The organism is Bradyrhizobium sp. USDA 3240, from assembly GCF_054063295.1.
This window is the reverse complement of the sequence record NZ_JBSSGD010000004.1, coordinates 92,043-114,486: the sequence shown is the minus strand read 5'-3', so window position 1 is coordinate 114,486 and position 22,444 is coordinate 92,043. Positions and strand designations below refer to the sequence as shown.

The following is a 22,444-nucleotide window of genomic DNA, read 5'->3' as shown; positions in this document are numbered from 1 at the left end:
AACGATCGACTGCGCGCTCAGGCGCGGCGGCTCAGGGTGCGCCTGTGCGAGCCTCGTGCCACTCTGGCCTGGGGGCAAGTGGTGGCGCTGAGCAGCGGCCGAGAGCAGGCGGTGTTCGGCACGGTGCTGTTCGGCCGCATGCATGCGGGTGCGGGCGCCGACCGTGCGATGGGCCTGTTCATCAACACCCTGCCGGTGCGGCTCGACCTTGACGGAGCCGGTGTCGAGGCGAGCGTGCAGGCCACGCATGCGCGGCTTTCCGAGCTGCTGGCGCATGAGCATGCCTCGCTGGCGCTGGCGCAACGCTGCAGCGGCGTTGCGGCGCCGGCGCCGCTGTTCAGCGCGCTGCTGAACTACCGCCACAACACGCCGGCGGCCAAGTCCGGCTCAGGAACGGATGATGTCCTGGCCGGCATCGAACGGCTGGGCGGGGAAGAGCGCACCAACTATCCGTTGACGCTATCGGTGGAGGATTTTGGCGAGGCGCTCGGCCTGACGGCGCAGGTGGCGGAGCCAATCTCTGCGGATCGGGTCTGCGGCTACATGCAGCACACGCTCGAGCAGCTAGCAGATGCATTGGAGCAGGCTCCCGACAGACCGGTGCGGGAGCTGGACATCTTGCCGGCGGCTGAACGCAGCTATCTGCTGGAGGAGCTGAACCGGACGGCGGCGGCCTATCCGTCGCAGCGGTGCATCCACGAACTGTTCGAGCAGCAGGTGCAAAAGGCGCCGGAGGCGGTGGCGGTGGTCTGCGCGGACGAGCGGTTGAGCTATGGCGAGCTCAATGCGCGGGCCAACCGCCTGGCGCATCATCTGATCGCCTTCGGGGTCAAGCCGGACCTGCCGGTGGCGATCTGCCTGGAGCGCAGCCCGGCGATGGTGGTGGGGGTCTTGGCGATCCTCAAGGCGGGAGGGGCCTATCTGCCGCTGGACCCGGCCTATCCCAGCGCGCGGCTGCGCCAGGTGCTCGAGGATGCGGCGCCGCCGCTGCTGCTGGCCGATGCGGCCGGACGCGCCGCGCTGGGCGGCGACGGGCTCACCGGCGTGACGGTGCTGGATCTGGAGACGGCGACGCCGGCCTGGGCGGAGCTGCCGGCCACCGATCCGGACCCGCGCGCGCTCGGCCTCACCTCACGCCATCTCGCCTATGTCATCTACACCTCCGGCTCAACCGGCACACCAAAGGGCGTCATGGTCGAGCATCGGGGATTGGTCAATATTGTCACATGGCATGATGCAGCCGTTTTGTCCGCGTTGAACGGTCCTGCTGCCATCGCGGCTGTCGTGGCAGCTTCGATGCCAGCATTGGGAGCTGTTCGGTCCACTGCTGGCCGGTAACCGCAGCACATTGCAGCTTTCCCCAGATTGGAGCTGCAGATTCCGTCGGGCAGGCTCAGACAATGATCGAGATTAATCGCTGACGCCTTCGCCTTCTAAGCACGCTGACCAATCGGTTTGACGGCTATAAAGGACCAGCTCCAACACGAGTGCTCATGCTTGGAGGCGACTTGCCTTAATCCCGGCGGATATCAGTTTTGGCAAGCGTTGCCTGGGCAGCACCGCCTGCGTCTGATCAATCAACTATGGGCCTACTGAAGCTACGGTCGGAAGCGACCTCATTCGCAATTCTGAGGCGACGAACGCTGAGCCGACCCGATCGGTCGCCCGATCGCGAACGCGCGGGTGTATCTGCTGGACGCTTATGGTGCGCCGGTTCCGTTCGGAGCGGCGGGTGAGCTTTACATCGGCGGGGCAGGGGTGGCGCGCGGCTATCTGAACCGTCCGGAGCTGACGGCGGAGCGGTTCATCGCCAGCCCGTTTGTGGACGGCGACCGGCTGTACCGGACCGGCGACCTGGGGCGTTATCTTCCGGACGGCAATCTGGAGTTTTTGGGCCGCAACGACGAGCAGGTGAAGATCCGCGGCTTCCGGATCGAGCCGGGCGAGATTGCGGCGCGGCTTTGCGAGCACGCCTGGGTGCGCGAGGCGGTGGTGGTGGCGCAGCAGGATGGCGCCGGCGAGAAGCGGCTGGTGGCCTATGTGGTATGTGCGTCCGAGGCAGGATCGGACGAGGACGATGGAGGCGGGCTTGCCGGCGCCCTGCGGGCGCATCTGAGCGCGCGGCTGCCGGACTACATGGTGCCGGCGGCGTTCGTGCGGCTGGCGGCGCTGCCGCTGACGGTGAACGGCAAGCTCGACCGCAAGGCGCTGCCGGGGCCGGCCGATGCGGCCTATGCGCTGGCGGCCTATGAGGCGCCGCGCGGCGAGGTCGAGACGATGCTGGCCGGGATCTGGGCCGAGCTTCTCGGTGTCGAGCGCATCGGGCGTCACGACAACTTCTTCGAACTCGGTGGCCACTCGCTGCTGGCGGTGCAGCTGATGGAGCGGCTGCGGCGGCTGTCGCTCGGGGTGGAGGTGCGCACCCTGTTCGCCAGACCGGTGCTTTGCGATCTGGCCGCAAGCCTTGGCAGCCATCGCGAGGTGGCGGTGCCCGCCAACCTGATCGACGAGCACAGCACGGCGATCACGCCGCGGATGCTGCCGCTGATCGAGCTGACGCAGGAAGAGATCGACCGGGTCGTCGCCACGGTGCCGGGCAGGGTCGCCAACATCCAGGACATCTATGGCCTGTCGCCGCTGCAGGACGGCATTCTGTTCCATCATCTTCTGGCCAGCCGGGGCGATCCCTATCTGCTGGTCAGTCAAATGGCGTTTGCCAAGCGTGGGCTGCTGGATGGCTATCTTGGTGCGGTTCAAGAGGTGGTGGACCGCCACGACATTCTGCGCACGGCCTTTGTCTGGGAGGGCCTGTCGAGCCCGGCGCAGGTGGTGTGGCGCAAGGCGGCCTTGGATGTGCTCGAGGTCGAGCTGGACGAGAATGGCGGTTCCGGTCGCGAGCAGCTGAAGCGGCGGTTCGATCCGCGTCAGTACCGCATCGATCTTGGCCGGGCGCCCTTGATGCGCTTCGTGATCGCGCGCGAGCCGGGCAGCGGGCGCTGGCTGCTGCTGCAGTTGCTGCATCATCTGACAGGGGATCACACGACGCTGGAAGTGATGCATGCCGAGGTGCGGGCCGTGCTGGCGGGACGCGGGCATGAGCTTGCTGTACCGCAGCCGTTCCGCAATCTGGTGGCGCAGGCGCGGCTTGGCATCGATGCCAAGGCGCATGAAGCGTTCTTCCAGGAGATGCTGGGCGACATCGACGAGCCGACGCTGCCGTTCGGGCTTCGCGAGGTGCATGGCGACGGCAGCGGGATCGGCGAGGCGCATCGGATGCTTCCGCAGGCGCTCAACGATCGACTGCGCGCTCAGGCGCGGCGGCTCAGGGTGAGCCTTGCGAGCCTGTGCCATCTGGCCTGGGGGCAAGTGGTGGCGCTGAGCAGCGGCCGAGAGCAGGCGGTGTTCGGCACGGTGCTGTTCGGCCGCATGCATGCGGGTGCGGGCGCCGACCGTGCGATGGGCCTGTTCATCAACACCCTGCCGGTGCGGCTCGACCTTGACGGAGCCGGTGTCGAGGCGAGCGTGCAGGCCACGCATGCGCGGCTTTCCGAGCTGCTGGCGCATGAGCATGCCTCGCTGGCGCTGGCGCAACGCTGCAGCGGCGTTGCGGCGCCGGCGCCGCTGTTCAGCGCGCTGCTGAACTACCGCCACAACACGCCGGCGGCCAAGTCCGGCTCAGGAACGGATGATGTCCTGGCCGGCATCGAACGGCTGGGCGGGGAAGAGCGCACCAACTATCCGTTGACGCTATCGGTGGAGGATTTTGGCGAGGCGCTCGGCCTGACGGCGCAGGTGGCGGAGCCAATCTCTGCGGATCGGGTCTGCGGCTACATGCAGCACACGCTCGAGCAGCTAGCAGATGCATTGGAGCAGGCTCCCGACAGACCGGTGCGGGAGCTGGACATCTTGCCGGCGGCTGAACGCAGCTATCTGCTGGAGGAGCTGAACCGGACGGCGGCGGCCTATCCGTCGCAGCGGTGCATCCACGAACTGTTCGAGCAGCAGGTGCAAAAGGCGCCGGAGGCGGTGGCGGTGGTCTGCGCGGACGAGCGGTTGAGCTATGGCGAGCTCAATGCGCGGGCCAACCGCCTGGCGCATCATCTGATCGCCTTCGGGGTCAAGCCGGACCTGCCGGTGGCGATCTGCCTGGAGCGCAGCCCGGCGATGGTGGTGGGGGTCTTGGCGATCCTCAAGGCGGGAGGGGCCTATCTGCCGCTGGACCCGGCCTATCCCAGCGCGCGGCTGCGCCAGGTGCTCGAGGATGCGGCGCCGCCGCTGCTGCTGGCCGATGCGGCCGGACGCGCCGCGCTGGGCGGCGACGGGCTCACCGGCGTGACGGTGCTGGATCTGGAGACGGCGACGCCGGCCTGGGCGGAGCTGCCGGCCACCGATCCGGACCCGCGCGCGCTCGGCCTCACCTCACGCCATCTCGCCTATGTCATCTACACCTCCGGCTCAACCGGCACACCAAAGGGCGTCATGGTCGAGCATCGGAGCCTGGTCAATCTTTGTACATGGCTCAGATCAGGCTTTTTGGCGAGGCGTTCAAACAGTCGCGTGCTGCAGTTCGCCTCAGGTTTTGATGCCAGCGCCTGGGAGCTGATTATGGTCGTTGGGCTCAGGTAGCCGCATTGCAGGCTTTGCCTGCGGATGAGCGGCCGTCAAGCAGGTAACAAGCTATCGGATCTGATCTGCGAAGCGAAGCCATCGCCCATGCGACGTTGCCTCCAGCATTGAGCTTCAGGAAGGCAGGAATGTGCTATTTGGAGTCGATAGGCTCTCATTCCAGCTGGAGAGCTACCGAAGGCTGAACGTCATCCGACGCCTGCCTGCAGCATCCATTGTCAACGCCTATGGACCTACCGAAGGGACAGTCTGTGCGACGACGTGGAGCTGCCCGGATGAATTTGATGGAGCCATTGTCCCGATCGGTCGCCCGATCGCGAACGCGCGGGTGTACTTGCTGGACGCTTATGGTGCGCCGGTTCCGTTCGGAGCGGCGGGTGAGCTTTACATCGGCGGGGCAGGGGTGGCGCGCGGCTATCTGAACCGTCCGGAGCTGACGGCGGAGCGGTTCATCGCCAGCCCGTTTGTGGACGGCGACCGGCTGTACCGGACCGGCGACCTGGGGCGTTATCTTCCGGACGGCAATCTGGAGTTTTTGGGCCGCAACGACGAGCAGGTGAAGATCCGCGGCTTCCGGATCGAGCCGGGCGAGATTGCGGCGCGGCTTTGCGAGCACGCCTGGGTGCGCGAGGCGGTGGTGGTGGCGCAGCAGGATGGCGCCGGCGAGAAGCGGCTGGTGGCCTATGTGGTATGTGCGTCCGAGGCAGGATCGGACGAGGACGATGGAGGCGGGCTTGCCGGCGCCCTGCGGGCGCATCTGAGCGCGCGGCTGCCGGACTACATGGTGCCGGCGGCGTTCGTGCGGCTGGCGGCGCTGCCGCTGACGGTGAACGGCAAGCTCGACCGCAAGGCGCTGCCGGGGCCGGCCGATGCGGCCTATGCGCTGGCGGCCTATGAGGCGCCGCGCGGCGAGGTCGAGACGATGCTGGCCGGGATCTGGGCCGAGCTTCTCGGTGTCGAGCGCATCGGGCGTCACGACAACTTCTTCGAACTCGGTGGCCACTCGCTGCTGGCGGTGCAGCTGATGGAGCGGCTGCGGCGGCTGTCGCTCGGGGTGGAGGTGCGCACCCTGTTCGCCAGACCGGTGCTTTGCGATCTGGCCGCAAGCCTTGGCAGCCATCGCGAGGTGGCGGTGCCCGCCAACCTGATCGACGAGCACAGCACGGCGATCACGCCGCGGATGCTGCCGCTGATCGAGCTGACGCAGGAAGAGATCGACCGGGTCGTCGCCACGGTGCCGGGCAGGGTCGCCAACATCCAGGACATCTATGGCCTGTCGCCGCTGCAGGACGGCATTCTGTTCCATCATCTTCTGGCCAGCCGGGGCGATCCCTATCTGCTGGTCAGTCAAATGGCGTTTGCCAAGCGTGGGCTGCTGGATGGCTATCTTGGTGCGGTTCAAGAGGTGGTGGACCGCCACGACATTCTGCGCACGGCCTTTGTCTGGGAGGGCCTGTCGAGCCCGGCGCAGGTGGTGTGGCGCAAGGCGGCCTTGGATGTGCTCGAGGTCGAGCTGGACGAGAATGGCGGTTCCGGTCGCGAGCAGCTGAAGCGGCGGTTCGATCCGCGTCAGTACCGCATCGATCTTGGCCGGGCGCCCTTGATGCGCTTCGTGATCGCGCGCGAGCCGGGCAGCGGGCGCTGGCTGCTGCTGCAGTTGCTGCATCATCTGACAGGGGATCACACGACGCTGGAAGTGATGCATGCCGAGGTGCGGGCCGTGCTGGCGGGACGCGGGCATGAGCTTGCTGTACCGCAGCCGTTCCGCAATCTGGTGGCGCAGGCGCGGCTTGGCATCGATGCCAAGGCGCATGAAGCGTTCTTCCAGGAGATGCTGGGCGACATCGACGAGCCGACGCTGCCGTTCGGGCTTCGCGAGGTGCATGGCGACGGCAGCGGGATCGGCGAGGCGCATCGGATGCTTCCGCAGGCGCTCAACGATCGACTGCGCGCTCAGGCGCGGCGGCTCAGGGTGAGCCTTGCGAGCCTGTGCCATCTGGCCTGGGGGCAAGTGGTGGCGCTGAGCAGCGGCCGAGAGCAGGCGGTGTTCGGCACGGTGCTGTTCGGCCGCATGCATGCGGGTGCGGGCGCCGACCGTGCGATGGGCCTGTTCATCAACACCCTGCCGGTGCGGCTCGACCTTGACGGAGCCGGTGTCGAGGCGAGCGTGCAGGCCACGCATGCGCGGCTTTCCGAGCTGCTGGCGCATGAGCATGCCTCGCTGGCGCTGGCGCAACGCTGCAGCGGCGTTGCGGCGCCGGCGCCGCTGTTCAGCGCGCTGCTGAACTACCGCCACAACACGCCGGCGGCCAAGTCCGGCTCAGGAACGGATGATGTCCTGGCCGGCATCGAACGGCTGGGCGGGGAAGAGCGCACCAACTATCCGTTGACGCTATCGGTGGAGGATTTTGGCGAGGCGCTCGGCCTGACGGCGCAGGTGGCGGAGCCAATCTCTGCGGATCGGGTCTGCGGCTACATGCAGCACACGCTCGAGCAGCTAGCAGATGCATTGGAGCAGGCTCCCGACAGACCGGTGCGGGAGCTGGACATCTTGCCGGCGGCTGAACGCAGCTATCTGCTGGAGGAGCTGAACCGGACGGCGGCGGCCTATCCGTCGCAGCGGTGCATCCACGAACTGTTCGAGCAGCAGGTGCAAAAGGCGCCGGAGGCGGTGGCGGTGGTCTGCGCGGACGAGCGGTTGAGCTATGGCGAGCTCAATGCGCGGGCCAACCGCCTGGCGCATCATCTGATCGCCTTCGGGGTCAAGCCGGACCTGCCGGTGGCGATCTGCCTGGAGCGCAGCCCGGCGATGGTGGTGGGGGTCTTGGCGATCCTCAAGGCGGGAGGGGCCTATCTGCCGCTGGACCCGGCCTATCCCAGCGCGCGGCTGCGCCAGGTGCTCGAGGATGCGGCGCCGCCGCTGCTGCTGGCCGATGCGGCCGGACGCGCCGCGCTGGGCGGCGACGGGCTCACCGGCGTGACGGTGCTGGATCTGGAGACGGCGACGCCGGCCTGGGCGGAGCTGCCGGCCACCGATCCGGACCCGCGCGCGCTCGGCCTCACCTCACGCCATCTCGCCTATGTCATCTACACCTCCGGCTCAACCGGCACACCAAAGGGCGTCATGGTCGAGCATGGAAGTTTGGTGAACTATTTGTATTGGTCGGATCGCAGCCATTACGAAGGAGCGTTGAACGGTTCGCCGATGCTGCTGTCGTTCAGCTTTGACGGCACCATTACGACCGTGTTCGGTCCACTGCTGGCCGGTACCCAGCTCCGCATTCTAAACCAGGCTTTCCCAATAGATTGGTGTGCGGCCGTCGGGCAGGCTCAGACCTATCGGATCTGATGCGAAGCGAAGCCATCAAGCTGACGCCTTCGCCTTTAAGCACGCTGACCAATCGGTTTGACGGCTATAAAGGACCAGCTCCAGGCTCGAGTGCTTGCTTGGAGGCGAAGAATCCCGGCGGATATACAGTTTTGGCAAGAGCGTTTTCCGACCGTGCGTCTGATCAATCATTACGGTCCGACAGAAGCGACGGTCGGGCGTACCACATTCGCAATATCTGAGGCCGTCGATAAGTTGAGCTCGATCCCGATCGGTCGCCCGATCGCGAACGCGCGGGTGTACTTGCTGGACGCTTATGGTGCGCCGGTTCCGTTCGGAGCGGCGGGTGAGCTTTACATCGGCGGGGCAGGGGTGGCGCGCGGCTATCTGAACCGTCCGGAGCTGACGGCGGAGCGGTTCATCGCCAGCCCGTTTGTGGACGGCGACCGGCTGTACCGGACCGGCGACCTGGGGCGTTATCTTCCGGACGGCAATCTGGAGTTTTTGGGCCGCAACGACGAGCAGGTGAAGATCCGCGGCTTCCGGATCGAGCCGGGCGAGATTGCGGCGCGGCTTTGCGAGCACGCCTGGGTGCGCGAGGCGGTGGTGGTGGCGCAGCAGGATGGCGCCGGCGAGAAGCGGCTGGTGGCCTATGTGGTATGTGCGTCCGAGGCAGGATCGGACGAGGACGATGGAGGCGGGCTTGCCGGCGCCCTGCGGGCGCATCTGAGCGCGCGGCTGCCGGACTACATGGTGCCGGCGGCGTTCGTGCGGCTGGCGGCGCTGCCGCTGACGGTGAACGGCAAGCTCGACCGCAAGGCGCTGCCGGGGCCGGCCGATGCGGCCTATGCGCTGGCGGCCTATGAGGCGCCGCGCGGCGAGGTCGAGACGATGCTGGCCGGGATCTGGGCCGAGCTTCTCGGTGTCGAGCGCATCGGGCGTCACGACAACTTCTTCGAACTCGGTGGCCACTCGCTGCTGGCGGTGCAGCTGATGGAGCGGCTGCGGCGGCTGTCGCTCGGGGTGGAGGTGCGCACCCTGTTCGCCAGACCGGTGCTTTGCGATCTGGCCGCAAGCCTTGGCAGCCATCGCGAGGTGGCGGTGCCCGCCAACCTGATCGACGAGCACAGCACGGCGATCACGCCGCGGATGCTGCCGCTGATCGAGCTGACGCAGGAAGAGATCGACCGGGTCGTCGCCACGGTGCCGGGCAGGGTCGCCAACATCCAGGACATCTATGGCCTGTCGCCGCTGCAGGACGGCATTCTGTTCCATCATCTTCTGGCCAGCCGGGGCGATCCCTATCTGCTGGTCAGTCAAATGGCGTTTGCCAAGCGTGGGCTGCTGGATGGCTATCTTGGTGCGGTTCAAGAGGTGGTGGACCGCCACGACATTCTGCGCACGGCCTTTGTCTGGGAGGGCCTGTCGAGCCCGGCGCAGGTGGTGTGGCGCAAGGCGGCCTTGGATGTGCTCGAGGTCGAGCTGGACGAGAATGGCGGTTCCGGTCGCGAGCAGCTGAAGCGGCGGTTCGATCCGCGTCAGTACCGCATCGATCTTGGCCGGGCGCCCTTGATGCGCTTCGTGATCGCGCGCGAGCCGGGCAGCGGGCGCTGGCTGCTGCTGCAGTTGCTGCATCATCTGACAGGGGATCACACGACGCTGGAAGTGATGCATGCCGAGGTGCGGGCCGTGCTGGCGGGACGCGGGCATGAGCTTGCTGTACCGCAGCCGTTCCGCAATCTGGTGGCGCAGGCGCGGCTTGGCATCGATGCCAAGGCGCATGAAGCGTTCTTCCAGGAGATGCTGGGCGACATCGACGAGCCGACGCTGCCGTTCGGGCTTCGCGAGGTGCATGGCGACGGCAGCGGGATCGGCGAGGCGCATCGGATGCTTCCGCAGGCGCTCAACGATCGACTGCGCGCTCAGGCGCGGCGGCTCAGGGTGAGCCTTGCGAGCCTGTGCCATCTGGCCTGGGGGCAAGTGGTGGCGCTGAGCAGCGGCCGAGAGCAGGCGGTGTTCGGCACGGTGCTGTTCGGCCGCATGCATGCGGGTGCGGGCGCCGACCGTGCGATGGGCCTGTTCATCAACACCCTGCCGGTGCGGCTCGACCTTGACGGAGCCGGTGTCGAGGCGAGCGTGCAGGCCACGCATGCGCGGCTTTCCGAGCTGCTGGCGCATGAGCATGCCTCGCTGGCGCTGGCGCAACGCTGCAGCGGCGTTGCGGCGCCGGCGCCGCTGTTCAGCGCGCTGCTGAACTACCGCCACAACACGCCGGCGGCCAAGTCCGGCTCAGGAACGGATGATGTCCTGGCCGGCATCGAACGGCTGGGCGGGGAAGAGCGCACCAACTATCCGTTGACGCTATCGGTGGAGGATTTTGGCGAGGCGCTCGGCCTGACGGCGCAGGTGGCGGAGCCAATCTCTGCGGATCGGGTCTGCGGCTACATGCAGCACACGCTCGAGCAGCTAGCAGATGCATTGGAGCAGGCTCCCGACAGACCGGTGCGGGAGCTGGACATCTTGCCGGCGGCTGAACGCAGCTATCTGCTGGAGGAGCTGAACCGGACGGCGGCGGCCTATCCGTCGCAGCGGTGCATCCACGAACTGTTCGAGCAGCAGGTGCAAAAGGCGCCGGAGGCGGTGGCGGTGGTCTGCGCGGACGAGCGGTTGAGCTATGGCGAGCTCAATGCGCGGGCCAACCGCCTGGCGCATCATCTGATCGCCTTCGGGGTCAAGCCGGACCTGCCGGTGGCGATCTGCCTGGAGCGCAGCCCGGCGATGGTGGTGGGGGTCTTGGCGATCCTCAAGGCGGGAGGGGCCTATCTGCCGCTGGACCCGGCCTATCCCAGCGCGCGGCTGCGCCAGGTGCTCGAGGATGCGGCGCCGCCGCTGCTGCTGGCCGATGCGGCCGGACGCGCCGCGCTGGGCGGCGACGGGCTCACCGGCGTGACGGTGCTGGATCTGGAGACGGCGACGCCGGCCTGGGCGGAGCTGCCGGCCACCGATCCGGACCCGCGCGCGCTCGGCCTCACCTCACGCCATCTCGCCTATGTCATCTACACCTCCGGCTCAACCGGCACACCAAAGGGCGTCATGGTCGAGCATCGGAAGTTTGGTCAACTATTTGTATTGGTCGGATCGCAGCCATTTAAGGAGCGTTGAACGGTTCGCCGATGCTGCTGTCGTTCAGCTTTGACGGCACCATTACGACCTGTTCGGTCCACTGCTGGCCGTACCCAGCTCCGCATTCTAAACCAGGCTTTCCCAATAGATTGGAGTGCGGCCGTCGGGCAGGCTAAGACCTATGATCTGATTAAGCTGACGCCGTCGCATTTAAGCACGCCGACCAATCGGTTTGACGGCTATAAAGGATGCTCCAACACGAGTGCTCATGCTTGGAGGCGAAGCCTTATTATCCCGGCGGATATACAGTTTTGCATTCAAGAGCGTTTTCCGATCCGCCTGCCAGTCTGATCAATCATTATGGTCCGACAGAAGCTGACGGTCGGAAGCGTACCACATTCGCAATATCTCGAGGCCGTCGATAAGTTGAGCTCGTCCCGATCGGTCGCCCGATCGCGAACGCGCGGGTGTACTTGCTGGACGCTTATGGTGCGCCGGTTCCGTTCGGAGCGGCGGGTGAGCTTTACATCGGCGGGGCAGGGGTGGCGCGCGGCTATCTGAACCGTCCGGAGCTGACGGCGGAGCGGTTCATCGCCAGCCCGTTTGTGGACGGCGACCGGCTGTACCGGACCGGCGACCTGGGGCGTTATCTTCCGGACGGCAATCTGGAGTTTTTGGGCCGCAACGACGAGCAGGTGAAGATCCGCGGCTTCCGGATCGAGCCGGGCGAGATTGCGGCGCGGCTTTGCGAGCACGCCTGGGTGCGCGAGGCGGTGGTGGTGGCGCAGCAGGATGGCGCCGGCGAGAAGCGGCTGGTGGCCTATGTGGTATGTGCGTCCGAGGCAGGATCGGACGAGGACGATGGAGGCGGGCTTGCCGGCGCCCTGCGGGCGCATCTGAGCGCGCGGCTGCCGGACTACATGGTGCCGGCGGCGTTCGTGCGGCTGGCGGCGCTGCCGCTGACGGTGAACGGCAAGCTCGACCGCAAGGCACTGCCGGGGCCGGCCGATGCGGCCTATGCGCTGGCGGCCTATGAGGCGCCGCGCGGCGAGGTCGAGACGATGCTGGCCGGGATCTGGGCCGAGCTTCTCGGTGTCGAGCGCATCGGGCGTCACGACAACTTCTTCGAACTCGGTGGCCACTCGCTGCTGGCGGTGCAGCTGATGGAGCGGCTGCGGCGGCTGTCGCTCGGGGTGGAGGTGCGCACCCTGTTCGCCAGACCGGTGCTTTGCGATCTGGCCGCAAGCCTTGGCAGCCATCGCGAGGTGGCGGTGCCCGCCAACCTGATCGACGAGCACAGCACGGCGATCACGCCGCGGATGCTGCCGCTGATCGAGCTGACGCAGGAAGAGATCGACCGGGTCGTCGCCACGGTGCCGGGCAGGGTCGCCAACATCCAGGACATCTATGGCCTGTCGCCGCTGCAGGACGGCATTCTGTTCCATCATCTTCTGGCCAGCCGGGGCGATCCCTATCTGCTGGTCAGTCAAATGGCGTTTGCCAAGCGTGGGCTGCTGGATGGCTATCTTGGTGCGGTTCAAGAGGTGGTGGACCGCCACGACATTCTGCGCACGGCCTTTGTCTGGGAGGGCCTGTCGAGCCCGGCGCAGGTGGTGTGGCGCAAGGCGGCCTTGGATGTGCTCGAGGTCGAGCTGGACGAGAATGGCGGTTCCGGTCGCGAGCAGCTGAAGCGGCGGTTCGATCCGCGTCAGTACCGCATCGATCTTGGCCGGGCGCCCTTGATGCGCTTCGTGATCGCGCGCGAGCCGGGCAGCGGGCGCTGGCTGCTGCTGCAGTTGCTGCATCATCTGACAGGGGATCACACGACGCTGGAAGTGATGCATGCCGAGGTGCGGGCCGTGCTGGCGGGACGCGGGCATGAGCTTGCTGTACCGCAGCCGTTCCGCAATCTGGTGGCGCAGGCGCGGCTTGGCATCGATGCCAAGGCGCATGAAGCGTTCTTCCAGGAGATGCTGGGCGACATCGACGAGCCGACGCTGCCGTTCGGGCTTCGCGAGGTGCATGGCGACGGCAGCGGGATCGGCGAGGCGCATCGGATGCTTCCGCAGGCGCTCAACGATCGACTGCGCGCTCAGGCGCGGCGGCTCAGGGTGAGCCTTGCGAGCCTGTGCCATCTGGCCTGGGGGCAAGTGGTGGCGCTGAGCAGCGGCCGAGAGCAGGCGGTGTTCGGCACGGTGCTGTTCGGCCGCATGCATGCGGGTGCGGGCGCCGACCGTGCGATGGGCCTGTTCATCAACACCCTGCCGGTGCGGCTCGACCTTGACGGAGCCGGTGTCGAGGCGAGCGTGCAGGCCACGCATGCGCGGCTTTCCGAGCTGCTGGCGCATGAGCATGCCTCGCTGGCGCTGGCGCAACGCTGCAGCGGCGTTGCGGCGCCGGCGCCGCTGTTCAGCGCGCTGCTGAACTACCGCCACAACACGCCGGCGGCCAAGTCCGGCTCAGGAACGGATGATGTCCTGGCCGGCATCGAACGGCTGGGCGGGGAAGAGCGCACCAACTATCCGTTGACGCTATCGGTGGAGGATTTTGGCGAGGCGCTCGGCCTGACGGCGCAGGTGGCGGAGCCAATCTCTGCGGATCGGGTCTGCGGCTACATGCAGCACACGCTCGAGCAGCTAGCAGATGCATTGGAGCAGGCTCCCGACAGACCGGTGCGGGAGCTGGACATCTTGCCGGCGGCTGAACGCAGCTATCTGCTGGAGGAGCTGAACCGGACGGCGGCGGCCTATCCGTCGCAGCGGTGCATCCACGAACTGTTCGAGCAGCAGGTGCAAAAGGCGCCGGAGGCGGTGGCGGTGGTCTGCGCGGACGAGCGGTTGAGCTATGGCGAGCTCAATGCGCGGGCCAACCGCCTGGCGCATCATCTGATCGCCTTCGGGGTCAAGCCGGACCTGCCGGTGGCGATCTGCCTGGAGCGCAGCCCGGCGATGGTGGTGGGGGTCTTGGCGATCCTCAAGGCGGGAGGGGCCTATCTGCCGCTGGACCCGGCCTATCCCAGCGCGCGGCTGCGCCAGGTGCTCGAGGATGCGGCGCCGCCGCTGCTGCTGGCCGATGCGGCCGGACGCGCCGCGCTGGGCGGCGACGGGCTCACCGGCGTGACGGTGCTGGATCTGGAGACGGCGACGCCGGCCTGGGCGGAGCTGCCGGCCACCGATCCGGACCCGCGCGCGCTCGGCCTCACCTCACGCCATCTCGCCTATGTCATCTACACCTCCGGCTCAACCGGCACACCAAAGGGCGTCATGGTCGAGCATCGGGGATTGGTCAACTATCTGTCCTGGGCCTGCGACGTTTATGATCCCCGGTCCTCTTCCATGGTGTCCTCATCACTCGCCTTCGATTCAACGATAAACAGCCTGTTTACACCTTTACTTCATGGTGGCCATGCTTCCCTTTTAAAGAAAGGAGATGAGGTCGAAGGACTAAAGACAAGGATCGGCTCGGCATGTGGGCTGGTCAATATCACGCCGAGCCATCTGGATGCCCTTGGGCAACAGATGCTGGCACAGAAGGTGTCAAGCCAGGTCGACACTTTTATTATCGGCGGGGAACCACTTTCGCATTCAACGGTCTCGTTGTGGCGCAGCATCCAGCCTATGGCCAGGATGGTGAATGAATATGGCCCGACCGAAGCTGTCGTCGGCTGCGTCTTCTTTGACATTCCGACCGGGCTCGCCACCTCCACAAACGTCCCGATCGGTCGCCCGATCGCGAACGCGCGGGTGTATCTGCTGGACGCTTATGGTGCGCCGGTTCCGTTCGGAGCGGCGGGTGAGCTTTACATCGGCGGGGCAGGGGTGGCGCGCGGCTATCTGAACCGTCCGGAGCTGACGGCGGAGCGGTTCATCGCCAGCCCGTTTGTGGACGGCGACCGGCTGTACCGGACCGGCGACCTGGGGCGTTATCTTCCGGACGGCAATCTGGAGTTTTTGGGCCGCAACGACGAGCAGGTGAAGATCCGCGGCTTCCGGATCGAGCCGGGCGAGATTGCGGCGCGGCTTTGCGAGCACGCCTGGGTGCGCGAGGCGGTGGTGGTGGCGCAGCAGGATGGCGCCGGCGAGAAGCGGCTGGTGGCCTATGTGGTATGTGCGTCCGAGGCAGGATCGGACGAGGACGATGGAGGCGGGCTTGCCGGCGCCCTGCGGGCGCATCTGAGCGCGCGGCTGCCGGACTACATGGTGCCGGCGGCGTTCGTGCGGCTGGCGGCGCTGCCGCTGACGGTGAACGGCAAGCTCAACCGCAAGGCACTGCCGGGGCCGGCCGATGCGGCCTATGCGCTGGCGGCCTATGAGGCGCCGCGCGGCGAGGTCGAGACGATGCTGGCCGGGATCTGGGCCGAGCTTCTCGGTGTCGAGCGCATCGGGCGTCACGACAACTTCTTCGAACTCGGTGGCCACTCGCTGCTGGCGGTGCAGCTGATGGAGCGGCTGCGGCGGCTGTCGCTCGGGGTGGAGGTGCGCACCCTGTTCGCCAGACCGGTGCTTTGCGATCTGGCCGCAAGCCTTGGCAGCCATCGCGAGGTGGCGGTGCCCGCCAACCTGATCGACGAGCACAGCACGGCGATCACGCCGCGGATGCTGCCGCTGATCGAGCTGACGCAGGAAGAGATCGACCGGGTCGTCGCCACGGTGCCGGGCAGGGTCGCCAACATCCAGGACATCTATGGCCTGTCGCCGCTGCAGGACGGCATTCTGTTCCATCATCTTCTGGCCAGCCGGGGCGATCCCTATCTGCTGGTCAGTCAAATGGCGTTTGCCAAGCGTGGGCTGCTGGATGGCTATCTTGGTGCGGTTCAAGAGGTGGTGGACCGCCACGACATTCTGCGCACGGCCTTTGTCTGGGAGGGCCTGTCGAGCCCGGCGCAGGTGGTGTGGCGCAAGGCGGCCTTGGATGTGCTCGAGGTCGAGCTGGACGAGAATGGCGGTTCCGGTCGCGAGCAGCTGAAGCGGCGGTTCGATCCGCGTCAGTACCGCATCGATCTTGGCCGGGCGCCCTTGATGCGCTTCGTGATCGCGCGCGAGCCGGGCAGCGGGCGCTGGCTGCTGCTGCAGTTGCTGCATCATCTGACAGGGGATCACACGACGCTGGAAGTGATGCATGCCGAGGTGCGGGCCGTGCTGGCGGGACGCGGGCATGAGCTTGCTGTACCGCAGCCGTTCCGCAATCTGGTGGCGCAGGCGCGGCTTGGCATCGATGCCAAGGCGCATGAAGCGTTCTTCCAGGAGATGCTGGGCGACATCGACGAGCCGACGCTGCCGTTCGGGCTTCGCGAGGTGCATGGCGACGGCAGCGGGATCGGCGAGGCGCATCGGATGCTTCCGCAGGCGCTCAACGATCGACTGCGCGCTCAGGCGCGGCGGCTCAGGGTGAGCCTTGCGAGCCTGTGCCATCTGGCCTGGGGGCAAGTGGTGGCGCTGAGCAGCGGCCGAGAGCAGGCGGTGTTCGGCACGGTGCTGTTCGGCCGCATGCATGCGGGTGCGGGCGCCGACCGTGCGATGGGCCTGTTCATCAACACCCTGCCGGTGCGGCTCGACCTTGACGGAGCCGGTGTCGAGGCGAGCGTGCAGGCCACGCATGCGCGGCTTTCCGAGCTGCTGGCGCATGAGCATGCCTCGCTGGCGCTGGCGCAACGCTGCAGCGGCGTTGCGGCGCCGGCGCCGCTGTTCAGCGCGCTGCTGAACTACCGCCACAACACGCCGGCGGCCAAGTCCGGCTCAGGAACGGATGATGTCCTGGCCGGCATCGAACGGCTGGGCGGGGAAGAGCGCACCAACTATCCGTTGACGCTATCGGTGGAGGATTTTGGCGAGGCGCTCGGCCTGACGGCGCAGGTGGCGGAGCCAATCTCTGCGGATCGGGTCTGCGGCTACATGCAGCACACGCTCGAGCAGCTAGCAGATGCATTGGAGCAGGCTCCCGACAGACCGGTGCGGGAGCTGGACATCTTGCCGGCGGCTGAACGCAGCTATCTGCTGGAGGAGCTGAACCGGACGGCGGCGGCCTATCCGTCGCAGCGGTGCATCCACGAACTGTTCGAGCAGCAGGTGCAAAAGGCGCCGGAGGCGGTGGCGGTGGTCTGCGCGGACGAGCGGTTGAGCTATGGCGAGCTCAATGCGCGGGCCAACCGCCTGGCGCATCATCTGATCGCCTTCGGGGTCAAGCCGGACCTGCCGGTGGCGATCTGCCTGGAGCGCAGCCCGGCGATGGTGGTGGGGGTCTTGGCGATCCTCAAGGCGGGAGGGGCCTATCTGCCGCTGGATGTCAATCGGCGTTCGACTGGGACCCCCTATCGGCATCCAAAAGGGACCCCTTTGATCGGCGTGCTCTGCTGGTAGCGCTCGGGTCGTCGGAGCTGGTCGGGGTTGCGGAGACGGCGCGAGCGCGGGTTGTTTGAACATCGTCGCGGCTTTTGAATCGCCAGCTGTCGTTGCCGGTCTCGACGATGTCGCAGTGATGGGTCAATCGGTCGAGTAGCGCGGTGGTCATTTTGGCATCACCGAACACACTGGGCCATTCGCCGAACGCAAGATTGGTGGTGACAATGATGGAGGTGCGCTCGTAGAGCCGGCTGATGAGATGGAACAGGAGCTGACCGCCGGATTGCGCGAACGGCAGATAGCCCAGCTCGTCGAGAACGATGAAGTCCATGCGGGTCAGATGCTCGGCGAGCCGTCCCTGCCGACCGTTGCGGGTCTCGGTCTCGAGCCGGTTGACGAGGTCGACTACGTTGTAGAAGCGTCCTCTGGCGCCATCGCGGATGCAACTTCTGGCGATGGCAATGGCCAGGTGGGTTTTGCCTGTACCGGTGCCGCCAACCAGCACGACGTTGCGTTGTTGGGCGATGAAGCCGCCGCCAGCGAGATCATTGACGAGAGTCTGATTGATCGGCGTGCCGTCGAACTGGAAGTCGGCGATGTCCTTGGCGAGCGGCAGCTTTGCAATGGTGAGCTGGTATTTGATCGACCTGGCTTGCTTCTCGTTGATCTCGGCGTTGAGCAGGTCGCCGACAATGCGTTGAGGCTCGTGCTGGCGCTTGACGGCAGTTGCCATGATCTCGTCGAAGGCAGCCTTCATGCCGTAGAGCTTAAGTTCGCCCATGAGGTCGAAGATTTGGGTTCGTTCCATCAGATGGTCCTCCGGAGGTTGTCGTAGCGGGCACAATCGGCGATCGGTGCATGACGGAGCGTCAGTGCGGCCGGCGTCATGATGTTGGCCGGTGGGGCGGGTTCACGTTGACGGGCCAGGATATTGAGAACGACATCGGCGGAATGGACGCTGTGACTGAGCGCTTCGGCACAAGCCGCTTCCACCGCGGACAGACCGTCAGTCAGCACCGCGGTGAGGATGTCGACCATCTGCCGATTGCCATCGTCGGTGCTGGCCAGCTTGCGCCGGATCCGCTCGATCGCGGCCGGCAGCACCCAGTCTTTGAAGGGAGCACCGTTGCGCAAGGCGCCGGGTTTGCGGGCGAGCACCGGCACATAATGCCAGGGGTCGTAGACGGTATCGCCGCGGCCAAAGGATCGCGGGTGCTCGGCAACGATACGTCCATCCTGACGGATCACGATGCGATCGGCATAGGCTTGAACCTCGACCGGTCGTCCGACTGCACTGGCTGCGACCGAGTACTTGTTGTTGTCGAAGCGCACCAGGCAGGTCTTCGAGACCGATGCTGTCACCGCATGGAAGCCGTCGAAGCGGCCGGCATAGGGAACGAGTTTGGGGCGTTCGGCTTCGAACACGTCCCAGATCGTCTGATCGACCAGCTCCGGATGGCGATGAGCCTTGGCGTAGGCGATGCACTTGTCGAGCAGCCAGGCGTTTAACTCGTCGAGGTTTTTGAACCGCAGCCGCGGCGTGAAGAAGCGCTCCCGGACCAGCCCGACCTGGTTCTCGACCTGCCCCTTCTCCCAGCCCGACGCTGGCGTACAGGCGACCGGATCGACCAGATAGTGGCTGCACATCTGCAGGAAGCGGCGATTGTAGAGACGGCCTTTACCGACAAAGATCGTCTCCACCGCGGTCTTCATGTTGTCGTAGATGCCGCGGGTGCAGGTGCCTTTGAACAGGGCGAATGCCCGGTCGTGGGCGTCGAACACCATCTCCTGCGTCTCCCGCGGATAGGCCCGCACGAACAGCATGCGACTGTGACAGAGCCGAACATGAGCAGCCTTCACCATCACCGTGGTGCCGCTCAGCAGGACCACCTCGTGGCTCCAGTCGAACTGGTAGGCTTCGCCTGGTGCAAAGCTCAGCGGCACATAAGCCGACGCTGTCGAGGTGCCGCGTTCCTTGGTCCACCGTCGGGCGTATCGACGAACCGCATCATAGCCGCCGGCATAACCCAGGCCGCGGAGTTCCTCGAATAGCCGGATCAGCGTCAGCCGTTCCCGCGCCGCCTTGCTCTCATTCCCTGCCAGCAACCGATCAAGCTCGGCACTCCAGGCACCCATCTTCGGGAGCGGCTGCGTCTCGCGCTCGTACCGGAACTCCGTCGCTTGAGAACGAATGACCTTGCGAACCACCTTCCGCGATACGCCAAGTTCTCGGCAGATCGCCTTGATCGGACGACCATCAACAAAGTAGGCGCGACGGATCTTACCAATCGTCTCCACCACCAGCATCCCAACCTCGGCTTCCATGACTCGATGGAAGCCACTGTGGACCCTTATCCCGGGGTCCCGATTGGATGCCGATCACCCCGAAACGGGGGTCCTTATTCCATGCCGAAACACAGCTGGACCCGGCCTATCCCAGCGCGCGGCTGCGCCAGGTGCTCGAGGATGCGGCGCCGCCGCTGCTGCTGGCCGATGCGGCCGGACGCGCCGCGCTGGGCGGCGACGGGCTCACCGGCGTGACGGTGCTGGATCTGGAGACGGCGACGCCGGCCTGGGCGGAGCTGCCGGCCACCGATCCGGACCCGCGCGCGCTCGGCCTCACCTCACGCCATCTCGCCTATGTCATCTACACCTCCGGCTCAACCGGCACACCAAAGGGCGTCATGGTCGAGCATGGAAGTTTGGTGAACTATTTGTATTGGTCGGATCGCAGCCATTACGAAGGAGCGTTGAACGGTTCGCCGATGCTGCTGTCGTTCAGCTTTGACGGCACCATTACGACCGTGTTCGGTCCACTGCTGGCCGGTACCCAGCTCCGCATTCTAAACCAGGCTTTCCCAATAGATTGGTGTGCGGCCGTCGGGCAGGCTCAGACCTATGATCTGATTAAGCTGACGCCTTCGCATTTAAGCACGCTGACCAATCGGTTTGACGGCTATAAAGGACCAGCTCCAACACGAGTGCTCATGCTTGGAGGCGAAGCCTTAATCCCGGCGGATATACAGTTTTGGCAAGAGCGTTTTCCGACCGTGCGTCTGATCAATCATTACGGTCCGACAGAAGCGACGGTTGGAAGTACCACATTCGCAATATCTGAGGCCGTCGATAAGTTGAGCTCGATCCCGATCGGTCGCCCGATCGCGAACGCGCGGGTGTACTTGCTGGACGCTTATGGTGCGCCGGTTCCGTTCGGAGCGGCGGGTGAGCTTTACATCGGCGGGGCAGGGGTGGCGCGCGGCTATCTGAACCGTCCGGAGCTGACGGCGGAGCGGTTCATCGCCAGCCCGTTTGTGGACGGCGACCGGCTGTACCGGACCGGCGACCTGGGGCGTTATCTTCCGGACGGCAATCTGGAGTTTTTGGGCCGCAACGACGAGCAGGTGAAGATCCGCGGCTTCCGGATCGAGCCGGGCGAGATTGCGGCGCGGCTTTGCGAGCACGCCTGGGTGCGCGAGGCGGTGGTGGTGGCGCAGCAGGATGGCGCCGGCGAGAAGCGGCTGGTGGCCTATGTGGTATGTGCGTCCGAGGCAGGATCGGACGAGGACGATGGAGGCGGGCTTGCCGGCGCCCTGCGGGCGCATCTGAGCGCGCGGCTGCCGGACTACATGGTGCCGGCGGCGTTCGTGCGGCTGGCGGCGCTGCCGCTGACGGTGAACGGCAAGCTCGACCGCAAGGCACTGCCGGGGCCGGCCGATGCGGCCTATGCGCTGGCGGCCTATGAGGCGCCGCGCGGCGAGGTCGAGACGATGCTGGCCGGGATCTGGGCCGAGCTTCTCGGTGTCGAGCGCATCGGGCGTCACGACAACTTCTTCGAACTCGGTGGCCACTCGCTGCTGGCGGTGCAGCTGATCAGCCAAGCACTAAACCGAGGATTAATGTTGGGTGCTGCCGATCTTTTCCAGGCCCCGGTCCTGAAGCTGCTTGCGTCGAAAGTTCACTTGGACCACCTCCGTCACACAGCTGGAGTGCTGCCGGTACGAACGAACGGATCTCAATCACCACTATTCTTTGTTCCGTCAGGCTATGGAGATTGCTCATACGTCCTATCGTTGGTGAAGGATATGGAAATAGACTGCCCTGTCTACGCTCTGCCATGGCCATCGTTCAACGAAAATGATCGGCCAACGCTCGAAGCGATAGCCGCGCAAGTCGTTTTGGCCGTGAAGAAAACCCAGCCGCGTGGCCCCTACCGTCTTGCTGGATATTCCTCGGGGGCAATCTTGGCTTATGCGATTGCCCAGCACTTACTGAGCATCGATGACGCCGTATCGTTCGTTGCTTTCATCGATGTCACCCTTTCCGCAACTCCATCGAACATGTCGGATGCGCAAATAGCGCTAGAAATGATTTTCGAGCCTCTCGATACTCTAGATGATAAACGCTTCCAACTCTTGGAGCGTCTTGCCAAGGAATGCTCAATTACTGAGTTGCTTCAGAAGGCACAGCAGATCGGCGCAATAATAGTAGACGAAGAACTCTACGCTACGGCTTCGATGTTCGCACACTTTCACCAGGCGCTGCAGTCATATGAAATTCCAGCCCTGCCATTGGAAATACATCAATTTTATGCCGCCGAACCTTCCGGGGGGCGGCGTGTGCGAGCCGACGCTTCGATGCGTACAGAACAGAGGTCACCTATGCGCGGTTGGGACCGGATCCTGGATGTCGCGGCCATTCATGCCGTGCCGATTCCCGGTGATCATTTAACACTGATGAGCGTTTGGGAAAATCGTCGGGTTCTGGCCGCTGTTCTATCGAAGGCCTTAGCAACTGATCCACTCCCTAGAATCTTCGATCAACACGGCAGCGGTTGGCGGCGATGAGAAGCTGATGACGTCACGGCACCGACAATTTGAGAACCAACTGAGACGCGACAACGCGTTGCCTCACCTGAGGTTGGACCAAATACGTGGATTGCGGGGCCCACAGCACCGGCGCGCGTGGAAGGCATAGCCCTCGAATAGCCAGGGACTGAGCGGCGTCGACATCCGCTATGCTGTCCAATTCG

Annotated in this window: 4 protein-coding genes and 1 pseudogene; 3 read left to right on the top strand and 2 right to left on the bottom strand. The window is 65.6% G+C overall.

All coding sequences use genetic code 11. The features are described 5' to 3' along the window. Together ACVIGA_RS44250 and ACVIGA_RS44245 are read left to right on the top strand one after the other, a co-directional pair. A partial coding sequence (locus ACVIGA_RS44250; protein ID WP_456671135.1) for an AMP-binding protein occupies nt 1-1,338 on the top strand: 1,338 nt, incomplete at its 5' end. A gap of 234 nt (nt 1,339-1,572) precedes the next feature. Beyond that, a pseudogene (locus ACVIGA_RS44245) lies at nt 1,573-17,358 on the top strand (amino acid adenylation domain-containing protein); the annotation flags it as partial. A 1-nt stretch (nt 17,359) separates the two neighbouring features. Here ACVIGA_RS44245 and istB read toward each other — a convergent pair. Then, on the bottom strand, nt 17,360-18,223 hold the full coding sequence (istB, locus tag ACVIGA_RS44240; RefSeq protein WP_166107168.1) for an IS21-like element helper ATPase IstB: 864 nt from the start codon (nt 18,221-18,223) through the stop codon (nt 17,360-17,362). Then, nucleotides 18,223-19,722, bottom strand: coding sequence for an IS21 family transposase (gene istA, locus ACVIGA_RS44235; RefSeq protein WP_166309211.1), 1,500 nt, complete (start codon nt 19,720-19,722; stop codon nt 18,223-18,225). The genes istB and istA overlap by 1 nt, the downstream gene beginning before the upstream one ends. 65 nt (nt 19,723-19,787) lie before the next feature. Between istA and ACVIGA_RS44230 the strand changes: the two genes are divergently transcribed. Further along, a complete protein-coding gene (locus ACVIGA_RS44230) occupies nt 19,788-22,259 on the top strand; it encodes an amino acid adenylation domain-containing protein (protein WP_456671134.1) in 2,472 nt (823 codons plus the stop codon). Nucleotides 22,260-22,444 lie beyond the last annotated feature (185 nt).